The following is a 13,849-nucleotide window of genomic DNA, read 5'->3' as shown; positions in this document are numbered from 1 at the left end:
AACTCCCGTTCGACGTGGGCCTAACGTGGTGCGCCTCCCTCGGTTCCGCAGGGGGCGTTCACATCTCGTTGACCAGATGTGAAACTACGTGACTGTTGTGCCCCAGTCGCGCGCCTTTTGCGCCGGTGGTTAATGCTTTGAATCCGCAAATTTTGCTGCGAACAGGCGCTGAAACGATCGCTTGCGGCGTCAGATGCTGCCGACCGTCTTCAGCCGGACGCGCGGATGGATTTCCGACTGCGACAGGACAGGCGTCTGCGACCGGAAGCGTTCCACGATGCCGCGCACGAACGGGCGGATTGACGCGGATGTGACCAGAACCGGTGCTTCGCCATCGCGCGCCGCCTCCTCGAAGCGTTCACGAATGAGTGTGATGAATTCCGACAGCCTTGAAGGCTGCATAGCCAGCGTGCGGTCGTCGCCCTGGCCGATCAGGGAATCGGCAAAGGCCTGCTCCCATTTCGCCGACATCGCGACCAGCGGCAGATAGCCGGATGGCGTTGTGTGCTGTGCACAAATCTGCCGCGCCAGCCGGGTGCGGACGTGCTCCATGATCTGTGCCGGATTGCGGGTGAAGGCGACGGCGTCGGCCACGCCCTCCAGAATGGTCGAGAGGTCGCGGATCGAAATGCGCTCGGCGAGCAGCATCTGCAGCACACGCTGAATGCCCGACATCGAAATTTGCGCGGGTACCATGTCCTTGAGCAACTCGGCCTGCTCTTTCGGCAATTCCTTCACGAGCTTGGTCACCTCGGCGTAGGAAAGCAGGTCGGCGACATTGGCTTTGAGAAGCTCGGTCAGATGCGTCGAGAGCACGGTCGCCGCGTCGACCACGGTATATCCCCTCACCGCCGCGTCTTCCTTGTGCACGGCATCGACCCAGGTTGCCGGCAACCCGAAGGTCGGCTCGGTGGTGTGGATCCCGGGCAGGTTCACCTGGCCGCCGGCCGGGTCCATGACCATGAACTGGCTCGGCCACAGCTTGCCGGCACCGGCCTCCACTTCCTTGATTTTGATGACATAGGTGTTGGCGTCGCTCTGGACGTTGTCGAGGATGCGTACCGCCGGCATCACGAAGCCCATCTCGATCGCAAGCGCGCGCCGCAGCGCCTTGATCTGCTCGGTCAGGCGGTCGCCCCCGCCGTCGTTTGCATTCACGAGCGGCAGCAGCGCGTATCCCAGCTCGATCTTGAGATCGTCGATCTTCAGCGCGCTCGAAATCGGCTCTTCGGCGGGGGCGGCAGCGGAGGCGGCATTTTCCTCGCGCCGGGTCGCTGCCGCGAGTGCCTTGTGATGCTTGTCGAGGTGGTAGGCGAGCGCGCTCGCCCCGCCTCCGAGAAGCAGAAACGGCAGCATCGGGATGCCGGGCAGAAGCGCCATGATCAGCATGACGCCCCCCGACATGCCGAGCGCCTTCGGATAGCCCGACAGCTGCTTCATCAGCGCCTTGTCGGCGGCGCCGGAGACGCCCGATTTGGAGACCAGCAGGCCGGCCGCGGTCGAGACGATCAGCGCCGGAATCTGGGTGACCAGGCCGTCGCCGACCGTCAGCAACGTGTAGGCCTTGGCGGCATCCAGAAATCCCATATTCTGCTGCGAGACGCCGATGATGATGCCGCCGATCACATTGATGAACACGATCAGAAGGCCTGCGATGGCGTCGCCGCGCACGAATTTCGAGGCGCCATCCATGGCGCCGAAAAAGCCGCTCTCGTCCTCCAGTTCCTTGCGCCGCTTGCGCGCCTGATTTTCATCGATCAGACCGGCGGACAGGTCGGCGTCGATCGCCATCTGCTTGCCCGGCATGGCGTCGAGGTGAAAGCGCGCGGCGACTTCGGCGATGCGGCCGGAGCCCTTGGTGATGACCACGAAATTCACGATGACCAGAATCGTGAATACGATGATGCCGATGACGAAATTGCCCGCCATCACGAAATTGCCGAAGGCTTCGATCACATGCCCGGCGGCCGCCGGCCCCTCATGGCCATGCGCCAGGATCAGGCGTGTGGAAGCCAGGTTGAGCGCAAGCCGCAGCATGGTCGCGATCAGCAGCACGGTCGGGAATGAAGAGAATTCGAGCGGCGTGTGGATGAACAGAGCCGTCATCAGGATCAGAACGGACACCGTGATCGAGACCGCCAGAAACAGGTCGAGGACGACCGGCGGCAGCGGCAGGATCAGGACCACCAGAATGGTCAGAACGCCGGCGGCGAGCAGCAGATCGCCGCGCTTGGCGAGTGACGCAATCTTGCCGATGGCGGGCAGCGTGAAGCGCCCGCGCGATGGAGCAGCCGAAATGTCGGACATCGGAAACCGGAAGACCCCTCAACCCCTAGGCAATATCTGCCCGGTTCATGGTTAGGGAACCGTTAACAAGGGTGCCGTAGCACCGGGGAACAGTTAACATCCGGACCAAAATGGGGAACTTTGATGGCCGAATCGGAAATTGGCGCGTTCGATGCAGCCGCAGCGCAACAGCTCCTGGCCGACGTGTTCGCGCCCTGGGTCCAGGATCTCCAACTGACGATCGAAGCGATTCACCCGCCGGGGACCGAAGGCGGGGCCGGTGCGACGCTGCGGATGAAGTTTTCCGAGCGGCTGTGCCGCGAGGGTGGCGTGATCTGCGGGCAGGCCCTAATGTCGCTCGCCGACACCGCGATGGTATTTGCGGTGGCATCGGCATCGGGCCGCTACCGGCCGATGACCACCGTGGACCAGACCTCGCATTTCCTGAAACCGGCATCCAACGCCGATGTGCTCGCCGATGCGCGGATCGTGCGCATGGGCCGCACCATGGCGTTTGGACAGGTGATGCTGGCATCGGCCTTCGATGTGAAGCCGGTGGCCATGGTGTCGAGCGCCTACGCGCTGATGTAAGTGATCACGCGCTCATCAACGACAGTTGAAAGCGACGGATTTCCTCAGTCTTTCGAGAACCATATCGGGCTTGTTGCATCGCAAGAGGCGGGTCACACGGTCGCCGCGGCTTGAAAGCACCAAAGAAGTGCTTTTAATTTGGGGCTATGGGACCTGCTGCTACCAAAGTCCAAGCCTCCGCGACGCTGCGCTATGTGCTCGCGCCGGATTCGAGCGCCGCAACGGCGCTGCGCAATACCCTCGCCGAATACGGCTTGATGCTGGAAATCATCAGCGAGCTTGCCGCCAGTGCCGGGTCCAATCTCGTCACGCTGCATGCGCTCGCCTACGAGACGGTTCGAAAGCGCACGCGCCTGCCGTCGCGCCTGGTCACGCTGGGACTTCGCGATTTTGCGGCACGGCGCGCCGGAGACGAGGTCGCGGGCATCCCGCTCGATGACAAGCTCTACACCCTCAAGAGCGCGTCCGAATTGTCGATCAGCACCGTGGCCGGCCGCGTCATCGTGCCATTCGACGTCGCCGGCTACACCGATGGCTGGAAAGGTTCGCTGCCCGCCCGCCTGGTTTTTGACCACGGCGTCTTTGAACTCCGGATCGGCGTCAACCCACATATTTCAACCGAGGAGAAGACCATGATTCACGAAGGCATCCTGTCGCGCATGGGCCGTCTCATCGCAGGCGTCACCTATGCCACGATCGAGAAAGCCGAGGGCGCGAACGGCGTGGCGATCGTCGAACAGGCGATCCGCGAAATCGATTCTGCTGCCGAGGAGGCGCGGGCTGAACTTGGAAAATCGCGGGCCGAGGAGCACCGGATCGCGAGCCGTCGCACCGAAATTTCGGAAGAGATCGCAGCGCTCGAGGAGAAGGTCCGCTTCGCTCTCAAGGAGGGCCGCGAGGATCTGGCGAAGGCCGCGGTGGCACGTCAGATCGATCTCGAGTCGCAGGTCGCGGCGATCGAGAAGGCGCTGGCCGATGTGGCGGAGCGGATCGAGGAAGGGCAGCAGGCGATGCAGGCGGTGCTCGCGGCGCGCCGCGAAGCCGAAGCGCGCCTGGCCGATCTCAGGCGCAGCGTCCAGAAACACGATGCCGATGGCGGCACGACCGGGCGACGCTCGTCCCCCGATCTGACCGTGGCGAAGGCGTCTGCGGCCGTCACGCGCGTCACCGGCGTGCCCGGCGGATCCGCGAGCGGCAGCGCCGAACTGGAGGAGCTTGACCGCATGCACCGCGAGCGCGCCATCGCCGAACGGCTCGCTCGGTTCAAGACCACCGGCTGACCCGCCATGCAGCTTCTGCTCGCACCTGAGGCCCAGCCCTTCGCGATCGCGGCGCTGATCGTCCTTGGGCTGACGGCGGTGGAGTTGGCCGGCATGCTCATCGGATATCCGGTGAGCCAGTGGTTCGATCACGCGGCGGATGCCCATGGCGACGGTCACGGCTCGGCATTCGGCGTCCTCGACTGGCTGAATGCCGGCCGTGTCCCAATCCTGATCTTGATTCTGCTCGCGCTCGGCTCCTTCTCGCTGATCGGCTTTGCCATTACCGCGGTCGCGCAGGGGACTGCGATCCCGTTTCCGGCTGCGATATTCAGCGTGCTTGCGCTGGCCGCGACATTGCCCGTGGTGAGAACCACGAGCCGATGGGTCGCGCGCATCATTCCGCGCGACGAATCCTATGCCGTCGACGAATCCGACTTCATCGGTCGTATTGCGGTCGTCACGATGGGCCCGCTCGATGCCGGGCTGCCTGGCCGCGTGAAACTGCAAGACGCTCATGGAAACTGGCATTTCCCGCGCGCCCGCGCCGCCAGGGGGCACGGCCCGATGGCGGTCGGCGCGAATGTGCTGCTGGTCGACCGCGACGGAACGACATTTCTGGCCATCCCGGCTCCTGACGATCTCCTCAATCGCTGACGAGGCTTGCTATGGACACTCTCACTGCGCTGCTGCTTCCCGCCGCAATCGCGGTCGTCGTCATCCTCGCGATCGGACTGATTCTGGCGCGGCTTTACACCCGCTCGACGCGTGACGAGGCCTATGTGCGCACCGGCCTTGGCGGGCAAAAGGTCGTGCTCGATGGTGGCTCGCTGGTTTTGCCGATTTTTCACTCGATCGCACGCGTCAACCTGAAGACGCTGCGTCTTGAAGTCCGGCGCGGCGAGAACGAGGCCTTGATCACCAAGGACCGCATGCGCGTCGATATCGGCGCGGAATTCTACGTCCGCGTCAAGCCGGACGCGTCCTCGATCGCGCTCGCGGCGCAGACGCTGGGCGACCGCACCAACGATGCCACCGAGTTGCGTGAATTGATCGAGGCGAAATTCGTCGACGGCCTGCGCTCGGTCGCCGCCACCATGCCGCTCGATGCGCTGCAGGAACAGCGCATGGATTTCGTGAAGGCGGTGCAGGAGGCGGTGGGCGCCGATCTCCAGTCGAACGGTCTCGAGCTGGAATCGGTGTCGCTGACAAGGCTCGACCAGACCGACATCAAGCACTTCAATGCCAACAATTTCTTCGACGCCCAGGGGCTCGCGGCGCTGACCCGTATCACCGAGGCCCGCAAGAAGGAGCGCAACGAGATCGTGCGCGACACGGAAGTGGCGATCGCGCAGAAAGACCTTGAGGCGCGCGAACGCTCGCTCGCGATCGAGCGAACCAAGCGGGAAGCCGAACTCAATCAGGAGCGCGACATCGCCAACAAGAGCGCGGCGACGCGCGCGGAGGCGGCGCAGGCCGAACAGGCGGCCAAGCGGGCCGAGGAAGAGGCACGGATCGCCATGGAGCAGGCGGTGGCCGAGCGCGAGGCATCCGCCAAGCAGGTGCGCGAGACCGCCAACATCGTCGCCGTGCTGGCGGTGCAGCAGAAGGACACCGAGGCAAAGCGCGATATCCAGATCGTGGCCCAGGAAAGCGCGATCGCGGTAGCCAACAAGAGCCGCGAGGAATCCGAGGCCAAAACCGCGGCCGAGCAGGCGAGGGCGCTCGCCATTGCCGCCGAGGAAAAGGTCACGACCGCGCGCGCGGTGGAGATAGCCGAGCGCGAGAAGCAGATCACCGTGATCGATGCGAAGAAGAAGGCGGAGACCGAGGCGACCGCGGTCACCGTTGCTGCCGAGGCCGAAAAGCAGGCCGCGCTCGATCAGGCCGAGGCAATGCAGACGCTGGCATCGGCAGAAGCCGAAGCCGCGAAGGTCAAGGCCGCGGGCGTGCGCGAGATGGGCAAGGCGACCGCCGAGAACGAGCAGCTTCTGAACGAGGCGCGCAACCGCCTGAGCGCGGCGATCATCGAATACGAATTGATGCGCGAGCGCATCAAGGTCATCCCGCAGGCGCTGGCGGAAGCGGTGAAGCCGATCGAGAAGATTTCCGACATCAGGATTTTCGACACCGGCGGCATGCTGGGTCGTGGCGGCGACGGCAACGGGCATGGCAACGCGGTCGGGCTGGGTGACGGCATCGCGGGGCAGTTGCTTGCCTATCAGGCCAACAAGCCGGTCCTCGATCGGCTTCTGAAGGAGGCCGGCTTTGTCGGCGCCGATCCGATCCAGGCATTGCTCGGCGGGATCGAAACACCGGCAACAGGACCGGTGACCGCGACACTCGGCGATGGCGGGTCGACGCAGACGCCGAAGCCAAAATAGACGTGCGCGCTGCTACCGGCTCAGGCGTGCAATCTCGCGCTTCACGCCGTTGCCGACATCGTCCATGAAAGTGCGCACGCGCGCGGTATCCTTCAGCGAGCGGTGTGTGACGATCCACATCTCGGTAACGAGGTCGGCAACGCGGCCGAGAACGGGGACCAGTTCCCCGTCTTCCGCCGCAAGATAGATCGGCAGGAGCGCGATCCCCAGTCCGGCGCGCGCGGCGGCGTATTGGCTTACGAAGCCGTTGGCGCGAAACCCGAACGTGGCGCGCGGCACCTGCCGCTGCAGAAAGGCCCCCGCCTTTGTCTGCGGCGCGTTGTCGGCCCATCCGATGAGATCGTGGCCGCCGAGAGCGGACAGGATTTTCGGTCGCGAGCGCCGTGCCAGATAATCCCGTGCGGCGAAAAAGCCCCAATGAATATCCGCGATCTTGCGCCCGAACAGATCGCCTTCCGCCGGCCGCGTGGCGCGGATCGCCACATCGGCCTCGCGGCGCGCCATGTCGACCTGACGGTTGTCGACGGACAGTTCGACCACGATGCCGGGGTGCCTATCGCGAAAGGAACGGATCAGCGGCGTCAGCACCTTGAGACCGAGCGTTTCTGAGCAGGTGACGCGCAATTGTCCGCTCAGCCGCGTGTCGCGTCCGGTCAGATCGCGGTCAAGCGCCAGCGCCTCGGTCTCCATCCGTTCGGCCGCTTCTATCAGACGCTGACCGGCTTCGGTCGGGCGGTAGCCGGTGGCGAGACGCTCGAACAGCTTCGCGCCGATCGACGCCTCGATCGCGTTCAACCGCCGGAACATGGTCGAGTGATTGACGGACAGCGCCGTGGCAGCGGCGGCGAGGTTGCCGCTGCGGCCGATGGCGAGAACGAAGCGCAGGTCGTCCCAGGCGAAGGTCATCGAATCTTGCAATTTTGCAAATACGATTGGCAATGCTGCTTATAGAGTTGCGAAGGAGCAAAGGCTAGCTATCCGGCCATCGCAACCGCTTTCTTCAATGGCTGGAGAACCCCCATGACCCACACATCCGAATACGGCGCATTCATCCTGCGTCTTGCCCTTGGCGCCATGTACCTCGCCCACGGGCTGCTCAAGGTTTTCGTATTCACGCTGCCCGGCACGGCGGGGTTCTTCGCCGCGCAGGGCTTTCCGGCCTGGACCGCCTATGTCGTGGTGGCCGCCGAATTGCTGGCCGGCATTGCGCTGATCGTCGGCTTCCAGGTGCGGCTGGTCGCGCTCGCCGGCCTGCCGATCCTGTTCGGTGCGCTTGCCGTGCATCTGCCCAATGGCTGGGTGTTTTCGGCAGCCAATGGCGGCTGGGAATATCCCGGGTTCCTGATCGTTGCCTCGATCGTGCAGGCGCTGATCGGCGCCGGTGCCTATGCCTTCAGTCCGGCATGGACGGGCTTGCGTCCGCTGCAGGCGTGACGGCTATCTCAGGTCCGGAAATACGTGCCGCCCGTTGCCGTCCAGCGGCAGCGGGTCGGCGCGTCTGACGTGTTTCAGGTCAAGTGCGGCGTAGAGATGCGGGAACAGCGCGCCGCCGCGTGAGGGTTCCCATTTCAGTGCGTTGCCAAGCGCGTCCGCGTCGACATGCAGCAGCACCAGATCGTGCTGGCCGCCGAAATGCTTCGCCGCGGTTTCGGCGGCTTGCTCGGCAGTCGAGAAATGGATGTAGCCGTCGGTGAGATCGATGGCGGCGCCGCGGAAGACGCCGCTGCGCTGCGCGTCGGCCCACAGCGAGACGGGGAGGATTTTATAGATGGTGGGCATGGTGCTCTCGTGTCCCGGACGCGGTGCGGCGCGAAGTGAGCACCGCAGAGCCGGGACCCAATCATACCAAATGGGTCCCGGTTCTGCATCGCATCATTGCGCTTCGCTGATGCTGCGACGCGCCCGGGACACGAGCGCGGTCGTGTACTACCCCGCGAACCGCATTTCTCCGCCATGAGGCGGCGTCACCGGCACGCCGTCGTCGGCATATTCGTTGAGCTTGTTGCGCAGCGTACGAATCGAGATGCCCAGGATATTCGCCGCGTGCGTCCGGTTGCCAAGACAATGCTTCAGCGTCTCCAGGATCAGGTCGCGCTCGACATCGGCCACGGTACGGCCGACCAGTGCGCGGGTCACCTGCTCGGCGGCAACCATCGCATGCGTGACCTGCGCGGATGATTGCGGTGCGTTGAGCCGCGTGCCGTCCGGGGTCATGAGCGCGTCGGCGCCGACCTCCGCGCCGCTGGTGAGCAGCACGGCGCGATGGAGCGTGTTCTCCAGTTCCCGCACATTGCCAGGCCAGCAATTGAGCGAGAGTGCCCTGCGGCCCTCCGCCGAGAGCGGTCGCGGCGGAAGCCCGTTGGCTCTGGAATACTTGTCGATGAAATGGTCGGCCAGCGCCTGCACATCCTGAGGCCGTTCGCGCAGCGGCGGAATGCGCAGGTTCACCACATTGAGCCGGAACAGCAGGTCCTCACGAAACGAGCCGGCGCGCGCGGCTTCGGCGAGATTGCGGTTCGATGTCGCGATGATGCGGATATCGATCGGGACAGGCTTCGTCCCGCCGACGCGGTCGATCACCCGCTCCTGAATGGCGCGCAGGAGCTTCGCCTGCAGCCGCACATCCATCTCCGAGATTTCGTCGAGCAGCAGCGTGCCGCCATTGGCCTCCTCGAACTTGCCGATGCGCCGCGCGACCGCGCCGGTAAACGCGCCCTTCTCGTGCCCGAACAATTCGGATTCCAGCAGCGCCTCCGGGATCGCTGCGCAATTGACGCTGATAAAATGCTTCTTCGCTCGCTTCGAGCGGGTGTGCACGTAGCGCGCCAGCACTTCCTTGCCGGTACCGCTTTCGCCGGTGATGAGCACCGAGGCATCGGAGCCCGCGATCTGCTGGGCGAGCCGGACCACATGGCCCATCGACTCATCCCGCCACACCATCTCGCGGTCGTCGTTGGCGACCGCGGCAAGCACGGCGGCAATCATCTCGGGATCCGGCGGAAGCGGGATATATTCCTTGGCGCCGGCATGGATCGCGGCGACCGCCGCCCTGGCGTCGGTCTCGATGCCGCAGGCGACGATCGGTGCATGGATATGCTCGGCGGCGAGCCGCGCCACGAGGCCGGCGATGTCGAGTGCGACATCCACCATCAGTAGATCGGCGCCACGCCCGGACCGCAGCACCGCCAGCGCCTGATCGGCATTGTCGGCGTGGGTCACCGCGGCGCCCTTGTCCATCGCGTATTTGGTGGCGAGCGTGAGCTGGCCCTTGAGTGTGCCGACGATCAGGAGACGCATGGCTTTGAATCCTACGACCTACCGGTTGGAAGAGACCGAATCACGAATCGCGAATAACGAGTAGCGTACAGCGAATGACGAATCGGCGAAGCTCGTGTGATTACCGGCATTTGTGGTCACCAATCGCCGCTCTCAGTTTTCGCAATTTCCATCATCCTTTGTCCGCCTTGATGATTTCCGTCATGGTGACGCCGAGCTTGTCTTCGACCAGAACCACCTCGCCGCGCGCGACGAGGCGGTTGTTCACGTAGATATCGATCGCCTCTCCGACCTTGCGGTCTAGCTCGAGCACCGCACCGGGGCCAAGGCGCAGCAATTCCGAAACGTTCATACGCGAGCGGCCGAGCACCGCGGAGACGCGCACCGGTACGTCGAACAGCGCCTCGAGATCGGCTGCGGTCTTGCCGCCGGATTCCGCGTCGCCCGCGGTCGCGATCGCGATATCGCCTTGCGGCACCCCGCCATTTTCCAGATTTGGGAATGGAACAGTGTCACTCATCGTCGCTGCCTTTCAACTCCGCCTGCACGGGCGCGGCCCGCGCATCGATAAACCGTCGCACCGTTTCGCCGATCCATGCATCGGCGGCCGCCCTGTCGCGGATCATGCCGCCGTCTGCCCATTCGATCCGGCAATCGCCGACAGCGATGTCGGGCTCCGCCAACACCAGCAGCCGGCCGTCAAAGCCGGTCTCGCGGGCGATGCCGGCAAGCCTTAACTGCGCTTCGGCATAAAGGACGTCGTTGAGGCGAACGACCACATGGGGCGTGGTTACGAGTTCGCGGAAGCAGCCGGTCGCCAGCGCCTCGATCTCAGCGAAAGGTTCGCGCGCGATCAGTGCGTCGGCGAGCTTGCGGCCGGTCGCAACTGCGACCTCGACGGCTTCGGCTTCCACCCGAAGTTCGACATTGGCAAGCCCGCGCGTCAGCATGGACAGCGAGTGAGCGATGCTCTCCATCGCCAGCGCGAGCCGCCGCGCATTCTCGCCCGCGGCCTCATGCTGGCCGGCGGCAAAGCCGTTGCGATAGCCGCGGGTCTCCGCCTCGGCGAGCTTCGACTGATGGTCTGCGAGCGGCACCGTGTTCGATGCCTTAGGTGCGGCAAAGTCCAGATCGAACATGAATTTTGCGGGCGCGCTCATCAATAGACTAGCTCCTCATCGCCGCGTTGCTTGGAGATGATGAGTTCGCCTTTCGCCGCGAGATCCTTGGCGAGATTGACCAGCAGCACTTGCGCCTCGTCCACGTCTTTCAGGCGCACCGGGCCCAGATTTGCCATGTCGTCGGCCAGCATCTTGGCGGCGCGCGAGGACATGTTGGTGAAGAAGAACTGCCGCACCGCCTCGTTCGCGCCCTTCAGCGCGACCGCGAGCTTGTCCTTGTCGACGTGACGCATCAGCGTCTGCGCGGAGCCGGCGTCGAGCTTCACCAGATCGTCGAAGGTGAACATCAGCGCCCTGATGCGTTCGGCGGCATCCCGATTGTCTTCTTCCAGCGTGGTGAGAAACCGTGTCTCGGTCTGGCGATCGAAATTGTTGAAGATTTCAGCCATCACCTCATGCGAGTCGCGACGCCGCGTCTTCGAGATATTGGACATGAATTCGGTGCGCAGCGTCTGCTCGACCCGGTCGATGACTTCCTTCTGGACCGACTCCAGCCGCAGCATGCGGTTCACCACGTCGAGCGCGATGTCTTCGGGCAGGATCGAGAGCACGCGCGCGGCGTGTTCCGGCCGGAGTTTCGAGAGCACCACCGCGATGGTCTGCGGGTATTCGTTCTTGAGGTAATTGGCGAGCACGTCTTCCTGGACGTTGGAGAGTTTCTCCCACATGTTGCGGCCGGCCGGCCCGCGAATCTCGTCCATGATGCCGCCGACCCGATCCGCGGGCAGGAATTGCTGCAGAAGCCGTTCGGTCGCCTCGTAATTGCCCATGAGCGAGCCGGAAGCGGAGAGGCGGCTGACGAATTCCAGCAGCAGCTCCTCGACCATGCCCGACTCGACGGTGCCGAGCGTCGACATGCAGATAGAGAGCTGGCGCAACTCGTCATCGTCGAGCAGCCCCCAGATCTTGCCGCCATATTCCTCGCCGAGTGCGAGCATCAGCACCGCCGCCCGCTCCGGCCCGGCCAGGCGGCGGCTCGGCTTCGGCGCCTCGGCCTGACGGCTCGCGAGACCGGCCATGATCTCGGCAAGATCGCTCTGGGTCAGTTCGGATTTTTCCTGCACGCTCGCCATGTCTTGCTACGCCGCCTCATGGAGCCAGTGACGGATGATGGCGACCGTCTCGTGCGGATTGCGATCGGCCAGTTCGCCGACCTTCTGGACGGATTGCGCGTGCACCTGGCCCTGCACCTTGGCGATATCGATCATTGCCGAGGTGTGATTGGAAATCGCCACGTTCTGGTCGCTGCCGACGATTGCGACATTCGGCCCGCCCGATGCGGTGATTGCACCCGCCGCGCCGGCGGTGACATTGGCGCCGCCCGTGAGCAATGCGCCATTTGGCCCGACGATGGTCCCGTCCGGCAGCACGGTTCCTTGCGGCAGGTCTGGCGTTACGATCCGGCGCACCAGCGGGCGGATCACGAAGAACAGGACGATCAGGCCGAGAATGCCCATCACGAGCGTCTCGATGCCGCGCATGATGTCGTCCTTGGTCAGTTCCGGAAAATCGAGCCAGCCTCTCGGGGCGCTCGCGAGATTTTGCGGCAGCTCTGCAAAGCGTAGATTGACGATTTCCACCTGATCGCCACGTCGCTGGTCGAAGCCGATCGCCGAGCGCACCAGCGCCGCGATGCGATCGAGCTCCTCCTTGTCGCGAGGTGCATAGACCGACTCGCCGCTGCCGTTCTTGGTGTAGGTGCCGTCCACCAGGACCGCGACCGAAATCCGGTTGACACGGCCGCCTTCGATCACTTCGGTCTTGGTGGTGCGGGAAATTTCGTAATTTACGATTTCCTCGCTCTTGCGGTTGTCGCTTTTGTTGCCGGCTTCGCCGGGCTTGGCCTGGGCGCCCGGCAGTTCGTTGCCGACCGTCACCTGGCCTTCGCGCGCCTCATGTGAGGCTAGCGTCTCCTCCCGGGTCTGGCTCGATCGGATCACCCGGCCCTCGGGATCGAACTTGTCGGTAGTCTGGGTGATTCGGTTGAAGTCGAAATCGGCGGTCAGCTGGACGCGCGCACGGCCGGGACCAACGACCGACGACACGATATTTTCGACGCTCTCGCGCAGGCGGCGTTCGTAGGCGGTCTTGCGTTCGTCGGCACTGCCGCCCAGGCCGGACAGGTTGTCGTCGGCGCCGTCGGCCAGCAGGCGGCCGCTTTCGTCCACCACCGAGACCCGGGTTGGTTTGAGCCCGTTCACCGCCGACGCCACAAGATGACGGATCGCGCGAACCTGCTGGGCTTCCAGCGAGCCGCGCAGCTTCAGCACGATGGATGCGGACGGCTCCTGTCGTTCGCGGGAAAACAGCGGGCGCTCCGGCAGCACCAGATGCACGCGCGCGGATGCCACCCGGTCGATCGAGCGGATGGTGCGGGACAACTCGCCCTCGAGCGCACGCAAGTGATTGATATTCTGCACAAAGCTTGTGGCGCCGAGGGCGTCGGACTTGTCGAAAATCTCGTAGCCCACCCCGCCGCCCTTCGGCAGGCCCGATTCGGCGAGCTTCATCCGCAGGCGCGTGACGGTATCCTTGGGGACGAGGATGATCGCGCCGTCATTGCGGGTCTGATAGGCGATCGCCTGGCGCTCCAGGTCGCGGACGATGGCCGACGAATCCTCGAAGCTGAGATCGGTGAACAGCGGCGTCATCGGCACCGCGGTCACGCGCAGGATGAGGAAGGCGAAGAAGCCGATCAGCGCGGCCGCGACCGCGGCCATGGCCATGACACGCGTAGCACCGAGAGTCTTTACGAACTCGACCAGACCTTGCACCGAAGAGTCCCCCCAACGCGCGACCCGGCAATATTTGCCGTGCGTATGGTTTCCATTCGGTTAATGCCGTTAACGGATGCGACGCCGGCGACGGATCC

General features: G+C 64.4%; 13 protein-coding genes. 5 read left to right on the top strand and 8 right to left on the bottom strand.

The window, feature by feature from the left end:
- Positions 1 to 189: 189 nt before the first annotated feature.
- The gene (flhA, locus tag AB7F49_RS20935) at positions 190 to 2,307 is read right to left on the bottom strand and encodes a flagellar biosynthesis protein FlhA (protein WP_428525883.1); all 2,118 of its coding nucleotides are present in this window, start codon (positions 2,305 to 2,307) and stop codon (positions 190 to 192) included.
- A 123-nt stretch (positions 2,308 to 2,430) separates the two neighbouring features.
- On the opposite strand from flhA, the gene AB7F49_RS20930 reads away from it, so the two are divergent.
- The 4 genes from AB7F49_RS20930 to AB7F49_RS20915 all read left to right on the top strand — a co-directional run bounded on the left by AB7F49_RS20930 (position 2,431) and on the right by AB7F49_RS20915 (position 6,520).
- Positions 2,431 to 2,877, top strand: coding sequence for a PaaI family thioesterase (locus tag AB7F49_RS20930; protein WP_428525881.1), 447 nt, complete (start codon positions 2,431 to 2,433; stop codon positions 2,875 to 2,877).
- A gap of 146 nt (positions 2,878 to 3,023) precedes the next feature.
- Positions 3,024 to 4,157: a PspA/IM30 family protein gene (locus AB7F49_RS20925; RefSeq protein ID WP_428525879.1), complete on the top strand. Its 1,134-nt coding sequence runs from the start codon at positions 3,024 to 3,026 to the stop codon at positions 4,155 to 4,157.
- Positions 4,158 to 4,163: 6 nt separating this feature from the next.
- Complete coding sequence (locus tag AB7F49_RS20920; protein WP_428525877.1) at positions 4,164 to 4,793, top strand: OB-fold-containig protein; 630 nt, start codon at positions 4,164 to 4,166, stop codon at positions 4,791 to 4,793.
- An 11-nt stretch (positions 4,794 to 4,804) separates the two neighbouring features.
- Positions 4,805 to 6,520, top strand: coding sequence for a flotillin family protein (locus AB7F49_RS20915; protein ID WP_428525875.1), 1,716 nt, complete (start codon positions 4,805 to 4,807; stop codon positions 6,518 to 6,520).
- Between the two features lie 12 nt (positions 6,521 to 6,532).
- Here AB7F49_RS20915 and AB7F49_RS20910 read toward each other — a convergent pair whose 3' ends face one another.
- Positions 6,533 to 7,426 carry a LysR family transcriptional regulator gene (locus AB7F49_RS20910; protein ID WP_428525873.1) on the bottom strand — a complete coding sequence of 298 codons (894 nt, stop codon included), beginning with the start codon at positions 7,424 to 7,426 and terminating at the stop codon, positions 6,533 to 6,535.
- Between the two features lie 114 nt (positions 7,427 to 7,540).
- Here AB7F49_RS20910 and AB7F49_RS20905 point away from each other — a divergent pair, with 114 nt between their 5' ends.
- Positions 7,541 to 7,954 carry a DoxX family protein gene (locus AB7F49_RS20905; protein ID WP_428525871.1) on the top strand — a complete coding sequence of 138 codons (414 nt, stop codon included), beginning with the start codon at positions 7,541 to 7,543 and terminating at the stop codon, positions 7,952 to 7,954.
- Positions 7,955 to 7,957: 3 nt separating this feature from the next.
- Here AB7F49_RS20905 and AB7F49_RS20900 read toward each other — a convergent pair whose 3' ends face one another.
- The 6 genes from AB7F49_RS20900 to fliF all read right to left on the bottom strand — a co-directional run bounded on the left by AB7F49_RS20900 (position 7,958) and on the right by fliF (position 13,751).
- The gene (locus AB7F49_RS20900) at positions 7,958 to 8,299 is read right to left on the bottom strand and encodes a DUF952 domain-containing protein (RefSeq protein ID WP_428525869.1); all 342 of its coding nucleotides are present in this window, start codon (positions 8,297 to 8,299) and stop codon (positions 7,958 to 7,960) included.
- A gap of 147 nt (positions 8,300 to 8,446) precedes the next feature.
- Positions 8,447 to 9,817, bottom strand: coding sequence for a sigma-54-dependent transcriptional regulator (locus AB7F49_RS20895; protein ID WP_428525867.1), 1,371 nt, complete (start codon positions 9,815 to 9,817; stop codon positions 8,447 to 8,449).
- A 151-nt stretch (positions 9,818 to 9,968) separates the two neighbouring features.
- A complete protein-coding gene (fliN, locus tag AB7F49_RS20890) occupies positions 9,969 to 10,316 on the bottom strand; it encodes a flagellar motor switch protein FliN (RefSeq protein ID WP_428525865.1) in 348 nt (115 codons plus the stop codon).
- Positions 10,309 to 10,956, bottom strand: coding sequence for a FliH/SctL family protein (gene fliH, locus AB7F49_RS20885; protein ID WP_428525863.1), 648 nt, complete (start codon positions 10,954 to 10,956; stop codon positions 10,309 to 10,311). The genes fliN and fliH overlap by 8 nt, the downstream gene beginning before the upstream one ends.
- Positions 10,956 to 12,050 (bottom strand): flagellar motor switch protein FliG, encoded by a 1,095-nt coding sequence (gene fliG, locus AB7F49_RS20880; protein WP_428525861.1) that lies wholly within the window; start codon positions 12,048 to 12,050, stop codon positions 10,956 to 10,958. The genes fliH and fliG overlap by 1 nt, the downstream gene beginning before the upstream one ends.
- Before the next feature lie 6 nt (positions 12,051 to 12,056).
- Positions 12,057 to 13,751 carry a flagellar basal-body MS-ring/collar protein FliF gene (fliF, locus tag AB7F49_RS20875; RefSeq protein ID WP_428525859.1) on the bottom strand — a complete coding sequence of 565 codons (1,695 nt, stop codon included), beginning with the start codon at positions 13,749 to 13,751 and terminating at the stop codon, positions 12,057 to 12,059.
- Positions 13,752 to 13,849: the final 98 nt, after the last annotated feature.

It is taken from the genome of Pseudorhodoplanes sp. (genome assembly GCF_050250235.1).
Taxonomy (GTDB): Bacteria; Pseudomonadota; Alphaproteobacteria; order Rhizobiales; family Xanthobacteraceae; genus Pseudorhodoplanes.
The sequence above is the reverse complement of the archived record's forward strand: the minus strand, read 5'-3'. Positions and strand labels throughout refer to the sequence as shown.